This window comes from Mycobacterium sp. 852014-52450_SCH5900713 (genome assembly GCF_001667075.1).
Lineage (GTDB): Bacteria > Actinomycetota > Actinomycetes > Mycobacteriales > Mycobacteriaceae > Mycobacterium.
Genome location: NZ_LZIL01000031.1, coordinates 37,266 through 56,901 on the forward strand (window position 1 = coordinate 37,266; position 19,636 = coordinate 56,901).

General features: G+C 68.2%; 8 protein-coding genes. All 8 read right to left on the reverse strand.

Going from position 1 to position 19,636, the window contains the following annotated elements:
• The 8 genes from A5773_RS06780 to A5773_RS06815 all read right to left on the reverse strand — a co-directional run bounded on the left by A5773_RS06780 (nucleotide 1) and on the right by A5773_RS06815 (nucleotide 19,635).
• The gene (locus A5773_RS06780; protein ID WP_067790222.1) at nucleotides 1-5,322 is read right to left on the reverse strand and encodes a non-ribosomal peptide synthetase; all 5,322 of its coding nucleotides are present in this window, start codon (nucleotides 5,320-5,322) and stop codon (nucleotides 1-3) included.
• The gene (locus A5773_RS06785) at nucleotides 5,315-12,196 is read right to left on the reverse strand and encodes a type I polyketide synthase (RefSeq protein WP_232001809.1); all 6,882 of its coding nucleotides are present in this window, start codon (nucleotides 12,194-12,196) and stop codon (nucleotides 5,315-5,317) included. Before A5773_RS06785 ends, A5773_RS06780 begins: the two co-directional genes overlap by 8 nt.
• On the reverse strand, nucleotides 12,193-13,284 hold the full coding sequence (locus tag A5773_RS06790; protein ID WP_067263792.1) for an ATP-binding cassette domain-containing protein: 1,092 nt from the start codon (nucleotides 13,282-13,284) through the stop codon (nucleotides 12,193-12,195). The genes A5773_RS06785 and A5773_RS06790 overlap by 4 nt, the downstream gene beginning before the upstream one ends.
• Nucleotides 13,285-13,286: 2 nt before the next feature.
• Nucleotides 13,287-14,330, reverse strand: a complete 1,044-nt coding sequence (locus tag A5773_RS06795) for an FtsX-like permease family protein (protein ID WP_066954599.1) — start codon at nucleotides 14,328-14,330, stop codon at nucleotides 13,287-13,289.
• A gap of 320 nt (nucleotides 14,331-14,650) precedes the next feature.
• Nucleotides 14,651-15,172: a GNAT family N-acetyltransferase gene (locus A5773_RS06800; protein ID WP_156659579.1), complete on the reverse strand. Its 522-nt coding sequence runs from the start codon at nucleotides 15,170-15,172 to the stop codon at nucleotides 14,651-14,653.
• A 4-nt stretch (nucleotides 15,173-15,176) separates the two neighbouring features.
• Nucleotides 15,177-17,399 (reverse strand): MMPL family transporter, encoded by a 2,223-nt coding sequence (locus tag A5773_RS06805; protein ID WP_067263793.1) that lies wholly within the window; start codon nucleotides 17,397-17,399, stop codon nucleotides 15,177-15,179.
• A gap of 77 nt (nucleotides 17,400-17,476) precedes the next feature.
• Nucleotides 17,477-18,556, reverse strand: a complete 1,080-nt coding sequence (locus tag A5773_RS06810; RefSeq protein ID WP_232001811.1) for a polyprenyl synthetase family protein — start codon at nucleotides 18,554-18,556, stop codon at nucleotides 17,477-17,479.
• Between the two features lie 206 nt (nucleotides 18,557-18,762).
• Nucleotides 18,763-19,635: an SAM-dependent methyltransferase gene (locus A5773_RS06815; RefSeq protein ID WP_067263794.1), complete on the reverse strand. Its 873-nt coding sequence runs from the start codon at nucleotides 19,633-19,635 to the stop codon at nucleotides 18,763-18,765.
• Between the last annotated feature and the right edge of the window lies 1 nt (nucleotide 19,636).

Genomic DNA, 19,636 nt, shown 5'->3' on the forward strand with positions numbered 1-19,636 from the left:
TCAGAAACGGTAGGTCGTGCAGCCGACCTCGACGCCCGAGCCGACGGTGAGTATCAACGCGACGTCGCCCGGTCGCGCCAGCCCCTGCCGCCGGGCTTGCTCCAGCCCGTACGGCACGGACGACGTGAACGGGTCGCTGTCCGCGGCGAGCTCGACGAACCTCGATCTCCGGATGCCGATCTGGGCGGCCAGTTCGTCGAGCGCCTCCGGGGACAGATACGGCGGGAGCACCGCCGCGATGTCGGTGGGGTTGAGTCCCTCGAGGGCCAGAAGTTCCTTGGCAGCGGCGGGAATACAACTCAGGTAGATCGCGGCGAGGTTGGGGTCACGCTCGATCTGTAACCCGGCCCGCCCGTCGCGCTGCTGGGTGTAGGTGGCCAGGGCCCCGCTGTACTCCGGGTGGTGCTGGAACACGAAGCGGCCGAAGCCTTCCGGGCCGTCGCTCCTGCGCAGCAGGACCGCCGAGCCCGTCTGGCTGATGCCGCGTTGCGGATAGCCGCTGTCGGGGCCGTTGTTTTCGATCTCCGAGGCCATCACCATTGCGTGCTCCACCTTTCCCGCCCCGATCATCCCCGCGGCGACCTGGCAGGCGTTGAGGAAGCCGACGGCGCCGTTGAGGACGTCGAAGGCGAAGGTCTTGGGCCCGTCCGGGGAGTCCACCTCCCCGTTGATGTCCAGTTCGCCGGCGACGAGCGCGGCGACTGCCGGCTCGCTGAGGAACTCGTCGCGGTAGATGCCGGAATTGATGATCAGCCCCAGCGAGCTCCGATCCAGGCCGCTGCGTTCGAGGCACGCCTCTGCGGCCTGGACCGCGAGCTGGATCGAGCTGGGGGAAGCCGGTTGCTCGGCCGGAGCGAGGCCGACGCCGTCGATGCGCACGCGGGGCATCGCCGGAGCGGCTTTGTGGTTGCCGTCGGTCGCCATGCCGGGGGCGTGGCCGCCGCCGGCACCCCGGCGCATCCGGTCGGGCAGGTCGTCGAAGGTGTACAGCGCTGCGCCGACGGTCTGTCCGGAGCCGGTGATCGAAAAGACCACATTGTCACCGGAATTGATCCGATTGCTCAGGATGTAGTCGTTCAGGGCGACGATGTGGGTCGTGGTGGCGGTGTTCCCGCGCTCGGCGATGTTGTAGATGGTGTTGCCCCGGTTGGCCGCGCCGTCCCCGAACATCTGGTTGATGGCGACGACCGCGTCGTTGAGCGAGGCCTCGGACGTCTGGTGCATCACCAGGTGGTCGGTGGTCTCCGGCCGCCAGCCGTGTCGCTGCATTACCCCGGCGACGTAGGGCACCGCGTGCTTGACCGCGATCGCGGTCTGAGTAACGGAGTCGGTGAACATGATGGCACCGCCGTGCGGGCCGTCGGTCACCTTCGCGATGCACAGCTTGCTGTAGCGACTCAGGGTGGCCATATCGATGTCGTGGAAGCCGACCTTGTTGTTCGGCCCGCGCTCGAGGACCACCGCCGCACCGGCGTCGCCGAGGGTCAGGCACGCGATCCGCGGATCCATCGGCCCCTCGATTTCCTTCTGGGCGGTCTCGCACAGGTGACTGATGTATTCGCCGCTGACCACCAGGGCGTTCCGAATCAGCCCGGTCTGCAGGAATGCGTCGGCGACGGTAATGCCGGTGAACATTCCGGCGCACGCGTTGCTGATGTCGAAGGCCAGCGCATTGCCAAGGCCGCATTGGTCGCGGAGCCGCGTGGCGGTGCTGGGCTCGAAGCTGAACCGGTGCCCGAGTCCGTCACGCCGGGAGATGTTGCAGGCGATGATTAGGTCGATCTCCTCGCGCCGATAGCTGGACCGCGACAGGCAATCTTCGGCCGCCTTCCTGGCGAGGTCGATCGAGAACTCGTCCTCGCCGACCACCCGCCGGTTCTTGATGCCGGTCAGACGTTCCAGCGGTATGCGAATCTCGTTGGTGCACTCGGCCATAACCGTCTTCGTCGACACGGTCCGCGCGGGAAGGTACACGCCGATGCTTTCGATCACCGTGTTTCGCTTCTCCTCGGGTGTGGCCTGCACCGATTGCTCCGGTGCCGGCGCCGTGACGACGGCCTCGGTGGGGGCTTCGGGGTGACCCGTTGCATCGCCGGCGAGCGGACCGTATTCGGCGGCGAGCTCGGCGATGGTGCCGTAGACGAACATCGACTCCGGCCGCAGCGGCAGGCCTGCCGCATTCGCCCGCACCGCGACCTCCAGGCTTTGGGTCGAGGCACCACCGAGAGCGAAGAAGTCGTCGTTGACGCCGACACGCTCGAGATCCAGTACGGCGCACCAGATTTCGGCCAGCAACTTCTCGGTGGGGGTGCGCGGAGCGACGAATGCCGGCTCCTGCGGCCCCGATGCCCTGTCGGCCGCGATCAAGGCTTTGCGATCCACCTTTCCGCTCGACGTGAGCGGCAGCGAGTCTGTCACCTCGAAGACCGCGGGCATCATGGCGGCGGGAAGCAGGTCAAGCAGGAACCGGCGCAACTCCGCGGTCGACGGAGCCGCGCCGCCGGCCGGCACGACATGCGCGACGAGGATGGGGTTCCCGCGGCTGTCGGTTCTGATCACCACCGCGTTCTCGGCCACCGCGGGGTGTTGGGCCAGCGCGGCCTCTATCTCGCCGGGCTCGATCCGGAAGCCGTGGATCTTCACCTGAAAGTCGATGCGTCCCAGGTAGTCGATGTTGCCGTCCGGCAGATACCTGGTCAGGTCGCCGGTGCGGTAGAGCCGCTGGCCGGGGTGTGCGGTATCGCCGCCGAACGGGTCGGCCACGAAGATGGCGCCCGTCAGATCCGGCCGGTTGAGGTAGCCGCGGCCGAGCCCCACCCCGCCGATGTACAGTTCGCCGGGCACACCGATCGGCACCGGTTGCAGGTGCGCGTCCAGGATGTAGGCGCGGATGTTGGCGATCGGTCGCCCGATCGGCACCAGCGTGCCGGATTCGCCTCGCTCGCAGTGGAATGCGGTGACGTCGATCGCCGCCTCGGTGGGCCCATAGAGGTTGTAGAGCTCGGCGTCCAGCGTGGCCATGAAGTGGTCGCGCAGGTCGTACGGCAGCGCCTCGCCACTGCAGATCACCCGGCGCAGTGCGGTGCACGCGGCCACCCCGGGCTCGGCGAGGAAGCGGCGCATCATCGACGGCACGAAATGCATTGTGGTGACGCGCTGTTCGACGATGGTCCGAACCAGATACGCGGCATCCTTATGCCCCTCGGGCTTGGCGATGACCACCCGGGCCCCGACGATCAAGGGCCAGAACAGTTCCCAGACGGACGGGTCGAAGCTCACCGGCGTCTTGTGCAGCACCCGGTCGTCGGCGGTCAGCCGGTAGGCGTCCTGCATCCACAGCAGCCGGTTACGAATCCCGGCGTGGGTGTTGAGCGTTCCCTTCGGCTTACCCGTGGAACCGGAAGTGTGGATGACGTATGCGAGGTTTGCCGACGTCGTCTCGCAGACCGGGGCGGCGTCCTCGCCCGACGGCGCCGACGGATCGTCCAGGCAGAGCCGGTGACCGGTGAAGCCGGGCGGCAGGTGCTCCAGTTTGCTCCGGTGGGTGACGCAGACCGGCGCGTCCGGTACGTCGTCCAGCATCGCGGCCATCCGCTGTGCGGGCTGCGCGGAGTCGAGCGGCATGAAGGCGCCGCCGGCCTTGAGGACGCCCAGCACGGCCACCACCAGATCCTCGGAGCGGTCCAGCAGGACGGGCACGACCGTCTCGGGCCCCACGCCGAGCTCGCGCAGCCGGTGGGCGAGACCGTTGGCCCGGCGGTCGAGTTCCGCATAGGTCACGTCGCGGTCCTCACACGTCACCGCGACGGCGTCCGGGGTGCGCACGACCGTGGCGGCGACCATCTCGTGCAGGCAGGCCGGGCCGTCGTAGGTGACCTCGGTCTGATTCCAGGCGGCCTGCTGGCGGCGCTCCGCCTCGGTGAGCAGCGGCAGCTGCGAGACCGGCCGGGCGGGGTCGGTGCCGATGCCGCCGAGCAGGGTGGCGAAGTGCCCGGCCAGCCGCTCGATGGTCGCGGCGTCGAAGAGGTCGGTGTTGTATTGCAGTACGCCGGAAAGCTTTCCGTCGTGTTCGCCGACCTCCATCATCAGGTCGAACGGCGCGCCGCCCTGCCCGACATGGAGGGTCTCGAGCGGCAGCCCCCCGGGTTCCGGGCCGGCGTCGTCGGTGAAGCGGCGCGTCTGTTCCCAGGCGAACGAGACTCCGAACAGCGGCGTGCGGCTCGGGTCGCGCGGCGGCCGAAGCCGCTCGACGAGCAGCGCGAAGGGATAGTCCTGGTGTTCGAGGGCACCCTGCACGGTGTCCTTGACGCGGCCGAGCAGGGTCATGAACGTCGGATCGTCGTGCAGGTCGGCCCGCAGGGCGACCGGGTTAGTGAGGTAGCCGACCAGGCCCTCAAGCGCGACCCGGTCACGGCAGGCGAACGGGGAGCCGATCACCAGGTGACCCTGGCCGCTGTAGCGGTGCAGCAACGCGGCGTAGGCCGCCAGCAGTGTCATGTAGGGCGTCGCGCCCACCTTGCGGCCCAGTTGAATGATCCCGGCCGTCACCGCGGGGTCGACGGTGAACCGGCGCACGGTGCCCGGGTAGGTCTGGACGGCGGGCCGCGGCCGGTCGGTGGGCAATTGCAGGACCGGCAGTTCGCCGGCCAACTGGTCACGCCAGTAGGCCCAGAGGTCCTCGCCCTCGGCGCCCGCGAGCATCAGGGCCTGCTGGTCGGCATATTCGACGAAGCTTTCCGCGGGTGGCGGAGGCGGGGTCGCGCCGTGCTCGGCGGCGTACAGCAAGCGCAGCTCGTCGAGAATGATGTCGATGGACCAGAAGTCGACGGCGATGTGGTGCAAACCCAAGAGCAACACATGTTCGTCGGGTGTGCGCTCGAGCAGCGTCAGCCGCAGCACCGGGCCGGTGTACAGGTCGAAAGGACGGTTGGTCTCGCGCCGGATCCACTCGTCGACGTCGGGCTCACCGGGGCCGAGGCGGTGCCGGGCGATGCGCACCGGCCATTGCGGATGCACGAGCTGGACCGGTTGTCCGTCGCGCTCGGCGTACGTGGTCCGTAGCGCCGGATGCCGGTCTACGAGCGCCTGGGCCGCGCGTTCCAGCGCCGCGACGTCGAGCTCACCCCTGATTCGGCCGGCGTACGTCACGTTGTAGGCGGCGCTGGCCGGTGCGAGTTTGTGAATGAACCACATCGATCGCTGGCCGTACGACTGCGGATGCACCGAGGCCGACTCCTCGGCCTTCTGCATCAGCAGCTGAGCGAGCAGTGCCCGCTTTTTCTCCGGAGACAGACCGGCGACGTTGATGGGCTTGTCAGTCATCGCCGGCGTCCTTCGCGGCAAGCTCGGCCCCTCTTTCGGCCAAGACCTTTTGGAGCAGTTCGTCCACGGCGTCGTCGGAAAGCTCCGGCACCTGGGTCAGCAGGTCGATGCCGCCCGACGGCGCGCCGTCGGCTTGCCGGTGGACCGTTGGCTCCGGAGTGGCCAGCCGCGGCACCACCTCGTGCGTCGCGGGTGCGCCGGCCGCTTGCTCCGGCAGATGTTCGCGCAGCCACTCGGCGAGGCTGGCCACGCTGGGACCCTCCAGCAGTCGGGTGACCGGCACCACGAGGCCCAGGTCGCGTTCGACCTGCATGCGCAGCTCCAGCGTGATGAGCGAGTCGACGCCGAGGGTGTTCAGCGGTGTCTGTTTGTCCAGGTTCGCCGGTGCCAGACCGAGTTTGCCGGCGACGAGCTCGGACAGATAGGTCTCCAGCAGCCGTTGGCGCTCCTCCGGCGTCGCGCCCTGCAGTGCGTCGTAGAGTCCGGCTCCCGGCCCGGTTGCGGGCTCGGCCTCCGGCTTGTCGGCCGAGGGCGCGATTCCAAGGTCCGCGAGCAGCGGCGGCTGCAGGTCGGGTTGCCAAACCGCCCAGTCGATGTCGAGAACCACGGCCTGCGTGGCCGACCGCTCCAGCAACGACGACAGCGCCCGGAGGCTGTCGGCCGCGGACATGGCCGCCACGCCGTATTGGGCGAAGTAGTCTTGCAGCTCGGACCGGGTGAAGAAGCCGAGCCCGGCCCATGGCCCCCAGTTCACGCTCAACGCCGGCCGGCCTTCGGTACGTCGGTGCCACGCCAGCGCGTCCAGGAAGGCGTTCGCGGCCGCGTAGTTGGCCGCCCCGGGGGGACCCAGCAGGGACGAGGCCGACGAGAACAGCACGAAGAGGTCCAGGTCGGCGTCTTTGGTCAGCGCGTGCAGGTTCCAGGCGCCCTGAACCTTGGGCGCCATGACCTTGCGCAGCTTCGCCTCGTCGAGGCATAGCAGGATGGCGTCGTCGGCGATCCCGGCCGCATGCACCACCCCACGCAGCGGCGGCATCGATTCGGCGATCGATTCCAGCATGGCCGTGACGTCGTCGGCTTTCGCGACGTCGCCCTTTGCGATGGTCACCTCGGTGCCGGCCGCGCGCAGCGCGTCCAGCGTCTGCTGCGCCTCCTCCGAGGCGCCGCCACGTCCCATCAGGACCAGGTGCCGGGCGCCGTGCTCGGCCATCCACTTGGCCACCACGAGTCCCAGCGCACCGAGGCCGCCGGTGACGAGATAGGTGGCGTCTTGCTTGAAGGACGTGGTCTCGGAGGGTTCCGGCTCGTCGTAGCGGGTCAGTCGTTCGACATAGCGGCGGTCGCCCCGCAGTGCCACGTCGCCATCGCGGTCGTCGGCCCACATCTCGCGGAACAGGGCTTGGACCTCTTGTTGGGCCTCTTCCGCCCCGCCACCGGCGGACAGGTCGACACAGGTGCAACGGAGTTCCGGTTGCTCGTGGTCGATCGTGCGGGCCATCCCCCACACCGGAGCCTGCGCGATCGACACGGGCTCGGCTTCGGGCGCCGAGGTATCGGTCACCTGCGTTCCCCGCGTCACCAGCCACAGCCGTGGCGACGGCGACCAACCGGCCCGCGCTAGTGCCTGCACCAGATGCACGACGCTCACCGGGCCCAAAGTTGTTGCCGAATCCAGGGATTCGAGTGAGGTCTCGGCCGGCGGTGCGGCGAGCAGGTCCCACAGGTGCACCACCCCCCGGCACGGTGGCCGGTCGTCAGTGAAGGCGTCTTCCAGCAGCTGTTTGAAGTGATCGGGATGCGTCGGGTCAAGGCGGTAACTGTCCGGGGTGAGACGCTCGAAGTCGCCGTTCGGTGCCGGCTCGACGAGCACGCACCGCTGAGCATGCGATTCGAGGTGCTTCCGCAGGGTGTCCGCGGTGTTCGCGCCGTCGCTCAGGATGAGCCAACTGCCGGCCTCGTCCGGCCGGCTCGACCCGTCCCGGTCCGCCGGACTGGAGGCGGGCTGCCAGCGCAGCCGATACATCCGGTCGCGCAAGCCCGCGGCCTCGGTCGCGCCCGGGGCCTGCGGCAGCGGGCCGGTGCCGTTCGGGGTGATCGCCCCGACGTCCAGCCAGGAATGCACACGCTGCCACGGGTACGTCGGTGCCGTCACGTAGTGGCTGCCCGGGGGGTAGATCGCCTCCCAGGTGACCGGCTGACCGAGGGTGTAGAGGGTGCCGAGCGACGTCAGCGCGGTTGCCCGTCCCCCGTCGTCACGCCGCATCGACGGCAACGCGGCGCAACTGACCCCCAGGTCCTGGGCGTCCTCCCGGATGGAGTTCAGCAGGACCGGGTGCGGGCTGATCTCGACGACCGCGTCATGGCCGCCCTCCAGCAACCGGCGCAGTGCGGGGGAGAAATGCACGGGCGAGCGTAGGTTCTCCGCCCAATAGTCGGGGTCGGCCAGGCGGTCGGTGAGCAGGTCGCCGGTCACCGTCGAGTAGATGGGTATCGCCGGCGCGGTCGGCCGCAGTCCGACGAGCCCGCCGCGCAGAGCGGGAACCAACGGATCCATCTGCGGGCTGTGGGCGGCCACATCGACGTCGACCCATCGGCAGAACCGGTCACGCTGCTGCAGCACCTCCATCAGCTTTGCCAAAACCTTTTGATCCCCGGACAAGACCGTCGATCGGTAGCTGTTGCTGGCGGCGATCGAGACCTTGCTTTCCTGGCCGGCGATGAGCTCCTGCGCTTCGGCGGGGCTGAGTTCCGCGGCCATCATGGTCCCGCGGCCGCGCACGGTTCGGAGCATCAGTGCGCGGAAGCGGATCACCCGTGCGGCGTCTTCGAGGCTCAGCGCACCGGCGACGTGCGCCGCCGCGACCTCACCCATGCTGTGCCCGACCACCGCGGTCGGCTCGACCCCCCAGGAGCGCCATAGGGCGGCCAGCGCGACCTGCATGGCGAAGATCGCGGGCTGGATCAGGCTGATGTCGGTGATTTCCTCGTCCTTGGCCAGCAGCTCGACGATGGAATGTCCCAGGTGGGGCATGAGCGCGCGGTCGCAGGCCGCCAAGGCGTCGCGGAACACGGGCTCCTCGGCCTGCAGTCGCCGCCCCATGCCGTGCCACTGTGAGCCCTGCCCGGGGAAGGCGAAGACCACCCTGGGTCGCTGGCCGGTACGGCACTGTCCGACGGCGAACCCCTGCCGTGACTGCCCGTGCCGGTAGGCGTCGAGCGCCTCCGACATCGCGGCGGGCGAGTCGGCGACGACGGACAACCGATGCTCGTAGTGGCCGCGACGGACGCCGGCCGTATAGCAGAGGTCGGCGAGCGCCACCCCGGACGCCAGCGCCGACTCGTACCGTTCGGCCAGTGCGACCAGGGCCTCGGGGGACCGCGCGGAGATCGGCAGCAACTCGGCTCGATCCGGTGCCGTGCCGCGCTCGGCCGTGGCGGCCCGCGCCTGCGGGGCCTCGGTCAGCACGGCGTGCGCGTTGGTGCCGCCCATGCCGAACGAGCTGATACTTGCGACCGCCCGCCCACCGTTTTTCGGCCACGGGGTCAGCGTTGTCGCCACCCGCACCGGCAGGCTGTCGAAGGGGATCTCCGGGTTGGGTTCGGCGAAGTTCAGGCTCGGCGGAATCTCCTTGTGCTGCAAGGCCAATGCCACCTTGATCAGCCCGGCCACTCCGGCCGCCGCCTCCAGGTGCCCGATGTTGGTCTTGACCGAGCCGACCAGGCACTGGCTGCCCGGCGGACGGCCGTCCGCCAGTACCGTGCCCAGCGCGTTCGCCTCCATCGCGTCGCCCAGGAATGTTCCGGTGCCGTGCGCCTCGACGTACTGGGCGGTGCCCGGAGAAAGGCCGGCGCGGCGGTAGGCCGCGGCCACCACGGCTTCCTGCGCTCGCCGGTTGGGTGCGATCAGCCCGTTGGTCCGGCCGTCCTGGTTGATGGCGGTGCCCCGGATCACGGCATAGATCGGGTCGTTGTCGGCCAGCGCCCGGCTGAGCGGTTTCAGGACGACCATTCCGGCGCCTTCACCCCGTACGTACCCGTCCGCGCCGGCATCGAAGGTCTTGCAGCGGCCGTCGGGCGCCATCACCTTGGCCTTGCTGAAGTTGATCATCAGCGCCGGCGACAGGATGACGTTCACTCCTCCGGCCAGCGCCACCCCGCACTCGCCGTCGCGCAGGCTGCGGCACGCGAGGTGGACCGCGACCAACGACGACGAGCAGGCGGTGTCGATCGCCATGCTCGGCCCGTGGAAGTCGTAGAAGTAGGAGAGCCGGTTGGCGGCGATGCTCAACGCGTTTCCGGTGCCCGTGTAGGCGTCGACGAGCTGCATCTGGTTGCCGCGGAGGTTCGCGTAGTCGGTGGTCGCGATGCCGACGAACACGCCGGTGTCACTGCCGGCAAGCCGCTCCGGCACCTGCCCGGCGTCTTCCAATGCCTCCCAAGCCACCTCGAGGATCAGCCGCTGCTGCGGATCCATCTGCGCCGATTCCCGAGGCGAGATGCCGAAGAATCCGAAGTCGAACTCGTCGACCTCGGGCAGGAAGCCGGCCCGTCGAGTGACCGAGGTGCCCGGCACGGACGGATCGGGGTCGTAGAAGGCATCGGCGTCCCAGCGGTCCGACGGGACCTCGCTGATCGCGTCCACGCCTTCCGACAACTCGCGCCAGAATGCCGCCGGCCCGTCGGCGCCCGGAAAACGGCACCCGATGCCGATGATGGCGATCGGCTCGTCCGCGGCGGGCGGGCTGGTCTCACCGACGGTTTCGGCGGTGCGGTCGACCGCGGTGCCCTTGCCGCCCAGATGGCGGGCGAGCAGCTCGATCGTCGGGTGTTCGTAGGCGATGGTGGGCGAAAGTTCGCATCCGAGCCAGGTTTCCAGAGCGCCGGTCAGCCTGATGGCACGGACCGAATCGAGGCCGTAGTAGGCGAACGGCCGGGATGGGTCGATATCCGTCGCGGGAATGCCGAGTTCACGAGCGAGCTGGGCGATCAACCATTCCTGGATCTCCGCGACGGTGCGCCCGGCGTGTTCCGGCGCGGCGGCCGCGGGGTGGGTGTCGGGCAGCGGTGCGCGCCATTCGGCGACCGGCTCGAACTGGCCGTCGAGGAATTGCTGCCGGCATGCGGACCGCTGGATCTTGCCGCTGGACGTGGTGGGAATCCGCAACGGGTCCACCAGAACAACGGCGTCCGCCTGAATCTCATGGTGTTCGGTGATCGCCGTCCGGATGGTGTCGACGATCTGGTTGAGGTCGGCGTCGCCGAGATGATAGCCGCTCACCTCCTGCACGACCACAACCCGTTCGGGGGCGTCCGGTCCGGCCGCGACCGAAAAGACCGCGCCCCGGCCGCGCATCAGTGCCGGGTGACAGGCCTGCACGGTGAGCTCGATGTCCTCGGGATAGTGGTTGGTGCCGCGAATGATGATGAGATCCTTGACGCGACCCGTCACGAACAACTCACCGGAGCGGAAGAACCCGAGGTCCCCGGTGCGAAGGAACGGGCCCCGGCCGCTGTCCGAAAGATGCGCGCGCAACGCCTCTTCCGTCACTTCGGGCTTCCCCCAGTAACCCTGCGCCACGCTCGGCCCGGCGACCCAGATCTCGCCGACCTCGTCGGCCCCGCAGGGCCGCCGGGTCTCGGGATCGACGATGATGACCTCCTGACCGCCCGGCGGCCGGCCGCAACCGACCAACGTCAACGCGCTCGGGTCTTCCGTCGCGATCTCGACGACCCGGCGTTCACCCAGCGCCGCGCGATCTATGTGCAGAACCACCGGGACCGGGGAGTCCGACCCGCCGGACACCAGCAGCGTCGCCTCCGCCAGCCCATAGACCGGCGCGAACGCCTCGGGCCGAAAACCCGCCGGGGCGAACGCCTCCGCGAAGCCCTGCATGGTCGAGGGACGCACCGGCTCGGCACCGCACATGGCCGTCGACCAGTTGGACAGGTCGAGGGCGGCACGCTCCTCAGGGGTACTGAGTTCGATGCACAGGTCATAGGCGAAGTTGGGGGCGGCGGTGATCTTGGCGCGGTGCCGGGATATCGCTTCCAACCACCGCATCGGGCGCTTGATGAACGCGTTCGGCGGCATGAGGACGGAGGTACCGCCGACATAAATGGTCTCGAGGACGCCGCCGATGAGGCCCATGTCGTGGTAGGGCGGCAGCCAGAACACACCGGTTGCCTCCCGGTCGAATCCCGACTTCCACGACTGGCGGATGGTCTCCAGATTGTGGGCGAGGTTGCCATGCGACAGCACAACGCCTTTCGGTGCGGCCGTGGAGCCCGAGGTGTACTGGATCATCGCGATTGTGCTGGAGTCGATCCCGGGTGGAACCCACTGCGCCTCGTCGCCCCCCGTGTCGGTGACGAACCACTGCAGCGGACGTCCCTTGACCAGACCGTCCACCGTCGCCTTGATTCGCGCTTGCATCTCTGAGTTCGACAGAGCGAAGCGCGGTTTGGCATCCGCGACGATCGAGGCGACGCGCGGAACCAGGTGCTCGCGCGCCGGCGGATGCACCGGTACGGCGATCGCCCCCGCGTAGAGGCACCCGAACAGGCCGGCGATGAAATCCAGACCCGGGGGGCACAGGACCAGGACGCGCTCGCCCGCGGCGCCGTGGCGCTGCAGGTTGGCTGCGATCCGCTTTGCCCTGGCATCCAGCTCGGCATAGGTCAGCTGGCTGACTTCGGTCTCCTCGCCATCGCGAGAGTAGGTGAACGCGACCCTGTCCCGATAGCTTTCGGCCCGGTACCGCAACTGTCCGACCAGCGTCGGCGCCATGAGTGACGACGCGTCATGCCCTGTTTCCGAGGCTGATTCGGCGTGGTCGTCTGCGTGCTCGGCGTGCTGCCTGTCGGCGGTGCTCATCTCGTTCCCTCTGTCGGTCCCGGGGCTGCTACTTCTTCGCCGAACCGTGACATCTGCGTCGCTCCATCAAGGAGTGAGTGGTTGTGGTTGGTATTTCCTTGGCCCGGAGCCATTTTCGATCGGGCAAGGGTGCCCTCGGTGTAGGTCTCGAGTAGTACGCGGAATTGCTCCACCGTGTAGCCGGTGACGACCGCGTCGGTGCGTGCGCGTACCGTCGCCGAGCGGGCCATCCGGAACAACGGCCCGAGCTCGCCGACGTACTCGCCGGGCGAGGCGACCTTGACCAGTTCCCCGGTCCCGTCACCCGATTCGCGCATGACTTCCAGTTCGCCGTCGGTGACGACGTAGATCAGGTCCCCCATGCTGCCCTGCTCGAACAGCACCGAACCGCTTGCCAGATGCAGCGTTTCGGGCTCGGAGTCGGTCAGTTGCACATCCGGCATCAGCCTGACCACGCGGTCGGCGAACGGCAGGATCCGGGTGTCATGGGTGGCGACCACGACAATGCGCTCGCCGCTCGCCAACTCCCTCAGCAGCCGCAGGACCCCTTCCGCGCGGGCATAGTCCAGGTGGGCCGTGGGTTCGTCGGCCAGGATCAGCGGTGGGTCCAGCGCGATCGCGCGGGCCACCGCCACCCGTTCGCGCTCGCCGCCGCTGAGGTCACCGGGCCGGTGCGTCATGCGGTCCTGCAGCCCGGCGCGGGCCAGCAATTCCTTGGCGCGCTCGCGCGCCGCCCGCCGCGACCAGCCCGCCGCCCAGAGTGGCACCGCGACGTTCTCCACCGCGGAAAGGCTTGCCACCAGGTTGAACGACTGAAAGACGATGCCCACGGTGCGGCGCCGGTACGTGGTCAGCCTGCGGCGGTCCAGCGTCGTGACGTCGGTGTCACCGACCTGGACGCGTCCGCTGGTCGGGCTGAGGATGCCGCCGATGCACGACAGCAGCGTGGTCTTCCCACATCCGCTGGGGCCCAACAGAATCACCAGCGATCCCGACGCAACCTCCAGATTCAGACCGTCGATGACGCGGTTCGGCTCCCCGCCGTTCGAGTATTCGACGACGAGATCCTTGATGCGCAAATCACCCATGACTATCCGGCCCCAAACGCCATTACCGGGTCGATCGCGACCGCGCGCCGCAATCCCACCAAACTCGCCAACAGGCCGACCCCCACCGCGGTCCCCACCAGCGACAGGAAGGCCGAGGGGGTCACCACCACGAGCATCGGAAACAGCGGGCCGAGGAGCACGGCCAGCAGCCCGCCCAGCATCGCCGCAACCAACGCGACGAGCACCGCCTGCAGCATGAGCCCGGCGAGCACCGACTGGGTGGTGACACCGAGGGCTTTGAACACCGCGAAGTCTCGGGTGCGCTCCAATGCGGACAGGTAGATCAGCGATCCCACGATCGACGCGGCCACCGCCCACAGCAGGATCACCAGGTACGACATCGCCAGCCGAGCCATATGCAGCGGGCGAATCATGTCATCGACCGCGGCGGCGCGGTCCACGACGCGATAGCCGGCGGGCACTTGCGCGGGTACGCCGCGCAAGCCGATAGCCGAAATCACGTGCTGCGCGGAAAACATCAACCGCTGCGCCGTCGCGACGGTCACAAACGCATTGGGTTGACCTGCGAGCGTGGTGGACTTGTTGACCAGCCCGACGATCCGCAGCACCTGCGATCCCACCTCGACCTTGTCCCCGATGGATCGCTTCAGTGTGGTCGACATGGCGACCTCGTCAGGATTCGACGGTGCCCGCCCCGCCACGATCGGCGGCATCCCCTGTTCGGGCAGGCCGTAGACGTTCAGGTTTTCCGGTAGGCGCCGGTCTTGCAGGATCGTGTTGCCGTAGACCACCGGGATCGCCGATTCGACGCCGGGAAGCTGGGCGACGTCCTCGAGTTCGGCCTGCGGGAACCTCGATGAACCAATGAAAGGTCCGACCGCGCCCGCCTTGATGAGGTAGTGGTCGATGCCTATCGAGTCGGCCAGGCGCTGGGCCTCGACCCGGGTCCCGATCATCAGCCCCGTGATGATGAGGGTCATCGCGAACACCATTCCGGTGCCGACGGCCGCGATGATGAAGCGTCGCTGCCGCCATTGCATGTCCCGTATGGCGGTGATCAACATCGGCGCGCGCAACCGCTCTTGCAAGCCACCAATAGCCCACACGGCTTGACCTCCCTTTTCTTTCCCACCAAGCGTCGCCCGGGACGAGGCAAGTCGCGTAGAGCCGAAGGGCCTTGATCGGACGGACCTACGCCCCGCTTTTATGGCGGCCCGGATTCGATGTAGTTGAGCGATACCCGCAGTTCAGGGGCGCTCAAGCGGCAAATTCGCGGGCGCGCGATCGGGCGGGGAAATGTGACTGAGAACCCAATGACCGAATACGGTCCTTGCAATTAGGCGCGCGCCCAATAACAGCCGAGACGCAAAGATATTCTGCGGCCTCACTGACCGTCGGGAACCAGCCACTTCTCGAATGCGATCGGGACGAACGGCCCCCAGGACGGCAGCGGGTCGGCGGGCACCCGGGTGTACCCGGTCGCCTCGTACAGCGCCTCGGCCTCGGGTTGGCGGTTGCCGGTGATCAGGTAGAGCCGCCGGTACCCGCGCGCGGCGGTCTCCGCCTCCAGCGCCGCCAACAACACTCGCGCGTACCCGCGGCGCCGATGAGCGCGGTCGGTCCAGATCCGCTTCAGCTCGGCGGTTTCGGCGTCATAACGCCGGAATGCCCCGCCGGTGACGGGCACGCCGTCGAGCACCCCGATCAGCAATCCGCCGTCCGGCGAGGCCAGCTCGGCCTTCGGCACCGGCAACCAGGACAGGTGCGTGCTGGGCGTGCCGCCGTAACGCTGCGCGTACTCGTCGGCCAGCTCGGCCAGCAGGGGCCGCGCCAGCGGTTCGTCGTGGGTCGCCGACACGAACCGCAACTGGTGACGACCGGCCGGCGGGCTTGATTCGTGCACCACGTGATCATCCAACGCCTCTGACCGCGACACATTCCACTCGGGCATCCTCCCGCCGGCGGAGCCGCGCCAGCGGCGCGGGCGCCCACCAGTTCAGACCGCCGAACACGTGCATGAAGGCCGGGACGAGCAGCATGCGCACCAAGGTTGCGTCGACCAAGACGGCAAGAGTCAGACCGACGCCGAACATCCGCATGAAGGAAACCTCCGCGGAGGTGAGGGCTGCGAACGAGATCGACATCAACAGGGCTGCCGCCGTGATGATCCGGCCCGTTCGCGCGACGCCCAGCGCGATGCTCTCGTCGTTGTCGACACGCGTGCGGTCCGAGGCCATCCAGTACTCGCGGATGCGGGACAGCAGGAAAACCTCGTAGTCCATGGACAATCCAAATGCGATGCAGAACATCAACACCGGGATGTTGGCCACCAGCGTGCCGGTCGGGGTGGTGCCCAACGCACCCAGATGCCCGTCCTGGAAGATCCACACCAACGCGCCGAATCCGGCCGTCAACGACAGCATGTTGAGCAGCACGGCTTTGACGGGTAGCACCACGCTGCCCGTGAGCAGGAAGAGCAACACCAGCATGACGCAAGCGACGAAACCGAACAGCAAGGGCAATCGCGACGTAATCGCGTTGACCGAGTCGCGATTCATCTGTGCCATCCCGGCCAGCTCGACGTGACGGGCGCCGGCCAACGGGATCGCATGCAAGCGATCCAACTGCGCGCCGGACGCCGGCGAATACAACGGCGCGCTGCTGGCCACCGTCAAATAGGCACTGCCGTCTGCCATTCCGGCGGGTGCCGACGGCGGCCCGTTGCGCTCACCGGCGATGAAGGTTCCGGTGGGTGCCGACACCGCCGAGACGTCGGGTACAAGCGACAGCCGTGCGGCGTACTCGTCAAGCTCTCGCGTCGTCAGGCCGTCCGTGCGGGGGATGACGACCCTGATCTCGGAATCGGCACCGAAGTCGTGCCGGATCCGGTCGCTGACGGCGCGCGCCGACGATGACGCCGGGAGCACCCGATCGTCGGGATAGCCCCATTTGATGCCGAGGAACGGCGCGCCCAAGGCGAGCAGAAGGGCGATGATCGCCAAGCCGATCGGGACCGCGTGACGCATGGCCAGCTTGGCCGTCCGGTACCAAAAGGTGTGCTCGATGGTCGCCGGCGGTGCTTGGGGGCGCCGAAAGAGTTTGCGGCCCAGGTGCCAAACATTGAGTGCGTCAAGCCGGTCGCCGAGTAACACGATCACCGCGGGCGCGATCACCATCGCGGCAAGGGCCGCGAACGCCACCACCGCGACGCCGGCGTAGGCGAACGACCTCAGGAAATACATCGGGAATATCACCAATGCGGCCAGTGCGAGGGCCACCGTCAGGGCGGAGAACAGCACGGTGCGTCCTGCCGTGGCCATGGTGCGCGGGAGGGCTTCGGCGGGGGGGAGCCCGCCGGCCAGTTCGTCGCGATAACGGCTGATGATCAGCAGCGTGTAGTCGATGCCCAACGCCAGAGCCAATGCCACCGCCACGTTCACCGCGAAGATGGAAACGTCGGCGACCAAAGCGACCGCGCGCAACACCGCGAGGGAACCCAGGATTGCGAAGCCGCCGACGAGAATCGGCAGGGCCGCGGCCAGCAGGCCGCCGAATACCCATACCAGCGCGGCGAAACTCAACGGGATCGCAACGGATTCCATTCGCAACAGGTCATTTTGGGTCTGCCGGTTGAGCTCTTCATAGATGATCGCCATGCCTCCGGCCTGCACGATCACGCCGTCGCGATCGCGCACCAGCCGCTCCGCGAGCTCCCGGGCATGCTTGGGCGCGCTGCTTTCCCCGCCGGTGAGGGCGGCCACGATCAGCGCGGACTTGCCGTCGCCGCTGACCAACCCCGGCTGGGGCGCATTCCACGGCGACGCCACCTGCGCGACGAACGGCGACTGGGCCAGCTGCCGGACGATGTCCACGCCCACCGTCCGAGCGGGTCCTTGGGTGACGCCGCTCTGCGAGTGCACCAGCAGCGTCATCTCCATGTCGCCTTGATGGAACTTCTCGGCCAGAACCGCTGTGGCGCGCGCGGATTCGGCCGTCTGGTCCAGAAATCCACCGCCGGGCAGAGTCGCAGCGGCCGGGATACCGAAGACGGCGGCGAGGACCGCCAGGAACATCGCGCTTGCGATCACTCGTCGCGGAGCGGTGATGGCGATCAGGGCCAGTCGCGATAGCATGCGCGTCCTCCGGGATGATTAGCTGTCGATCCCCCCGATCGTTCTGGGTCAACTCCTCTGGCCCCCGGCGTGGTTCGCTATTCGCGGCGCTGCACGCACGCGACCGCCATCTCGGCCAAAGCGCTGCAAACGGCTTCGTTGATCTCCATGCCGTAAACGTCATCGAGTGCGGATGCAACCCGCCGGCTGATCATCTGTTCGATCATTTCCACGGCCCCCGTTGCGGCGATCAATCGCTTCCAACGCCGCAGCGCGGCGTCATCGAGTTCGTCGAGGTTCATGAGCTCGACGAGAAGGCGGCGGGTAGGTGCGTCGGCCAGCTGGTAAGCGGCCACGATGAGGCTGGTCGCTTTGCGCTCGAGCAGGTCTCCCCCGCTTGGCTTCCCAGTCGCCGCCGGCGAGCCGAAGACGCCCAATACGTCGTCGCGGAGTTGAAACGCCTCGCCGACGGCGCCGCCGTAGCGGCCAAGCCGGGCCAGCGTTCGGTCGCCGCAGCCGGCCATGGCCGCGCCCAATTCCAGCGGACGGCGCACCGTGTAGTTGCCCGATTTGCGCCGCGCCACGTCCAGCACCGCATCGAGCGTCGGGAAGCTGCGGAGATCGGCCGCGAGATCGGCGAATTGACCTATCGCCAATTCGGTCCGCATGGCGTCGTAGCGTGGCCACACGCGCTGCAGGCGGCGGGCTTGGATACCGCTTTCGCGCAGCATCTGCTCCGCCCAAATGAGGCAGATATCGCCCAGTAGAACGGCCGCCGACTCGCCGAATTTCTCCGCGCACGAGGCTGGTTCGCGTTCGCGGTGCCACTGGGCCAGTTGCACGTGCGCCGCCGGACGGCCCCGTCGTCGCGCCGAACGGTCCATGACGTCGTCCTGGATCAGCGCGAAGGCGTGCAGTAACTCCAGACTCGCCGCGGCCGTCAGCGCGGCTCCGCTCGGCGGGGCGCCACACAGCCACCCGAGATACATGAAGGTCGACCGTAGACATTTTCCGTTCGACAGGAACTGCGCCAGTATGTCGCCGACCGTGTCGAGGCCCGCGCCGGCGAGGTCGGTGGCGCGGCGGGCCGAGACAAACTCCGCGACGGTGCCCAGCACTGCGGTCCGCAACCCCGCGCGCCACTCTTCGCCTCCCGGAGCGCCGCTCGCGGGCACCAGCGCGGGGGCGTGCGGTTCGGCGCGGACCGTCGGTTGCGAAAGCACGCCAGGAAGACGGTTCGAAACACGCAAGCTCAACGTTTCATGCCCCTCTCATCGCAGCTCATAAAGCGGGTACGACGTTAGGGCGCATCGGGTTCAAGGATTCGACCCACCAATTTAAGTTAATTAAACGTTAACTGACTTAAAGAGCAGGCGACCTGTGGTTATGCCCGCGTGGCGGTGAGGTATTCGGGTACGAACTCCGTGTCCCCGGGTCGGTGGCGCCGCCTTACCGGCCGTCCCACCACCCCCAGCAGCTCGGTGACGTTGCGCTGCACCGTCTCCCAACCGTGGGCGGTCAAATACTCCGGGACGTAATGGTATTGCCCCGGATGGGTCAGGCTGGCCAGGTCGACGTTCACCCCGTTCTGGCGCAAGCCATCGACGAACGTCCTTTCCGCCTCCAGCTGTAACGGTGTCCAGATGGGCATGTGGTCGGCGGCGAACCGGCTGCCGGCGGCGCTCATCGCGGTGACGCCCTGCAGCACGCGGTCCTGCACGGCGGGAGTCAGATACCCGATCAGCAGCTGCTCGGCGATCCACACCGCGGGTGCGGTGGCGTCAAAGCCGACCCGCCGCAGCGCGGCCGGCCAATCCTGGTGCAGAGCGACGCCCACGGCGCGCCGGCTCGCCGTCAGTTCGGCGCCCAATCCGCGCAGCGCTTCGGATTTGAAGTCGAGCACCTCGGGCCGGTCGATCTCGTAAACGGTTGTCCCCGGCGGCCACCACAGCCGGTATGGGCGGGTGTCGAGACCCGATGCCAGGATCACCACCTGGCGAAGGCCAGCCCTCCCCGCGTCGGCGACGAACTCGTCGACGAACCGGGTGTGCGCCGCACAGACGTCCAGGAATCTCGAACCGTCGGCGTCGTCCGCGCCGAACAGGTCGTCGTCGATCACCCGCACGAAGTGGTCGACGCCGGCGGCCCGCACCAACGGTTCGGCAAACGGATCGTCCAGCGTCCCCTTGTTGGTGGCGACGGCCCGCGCGGCGGCACCGAATGCCGCGGTCACCGCCACGCCCGCTGTCGCTGCCATG

What these genes read in the sequence shown, in the direction of transcription:
- A5773_RS06780 (WP_067790222.1), bottom strand. Translation starts at nt 5,322, where the DNA reads ATGACTGACAAGCCCATCAACGTCGCCGGTCTGTCTCCGGAGAAAAAG.
- A5773_RS06785 (WP_232001809.1), bottom strand. Translation starts at nt 12,196, where the DNA reads ATGAGCACCGCCGACAGGCAGCACGCCGAGCACGCAGACGACCACGCC.
- A5773_RS06790 (WP_067263792.1), bottom strand. Translation starts at nt 13,284, where the DNA reads ATGGGTGATTTGCGCATCAAGGATCTCGTCGTCGAATACTCGAACGGC.
- A5773_RS06795 (WP_066954599.1), bottom strand. Translation starts at nt 14,330, where the DNA reads ATGTTGATCACCGCCATACGGGACATGCAATGGCGGCAGCGACGCTTC.
- A5773_RS06805 (WP_067263793.1), bottom strand. Translation starts at nt 17,399, where the DNA reads ATGCTATCGCGACTGGCCCTGATCGCCATCACCGCTCCGCGACGAGTG.
- A5773_RS06815 (WP_067263794.1), bottom strand. Translation starts at nt 19,635, where the DNA reads ATGGCAGCGACAGCGGGCGTGGCGGTGACCGCGGCATTCGGTGCCGCC.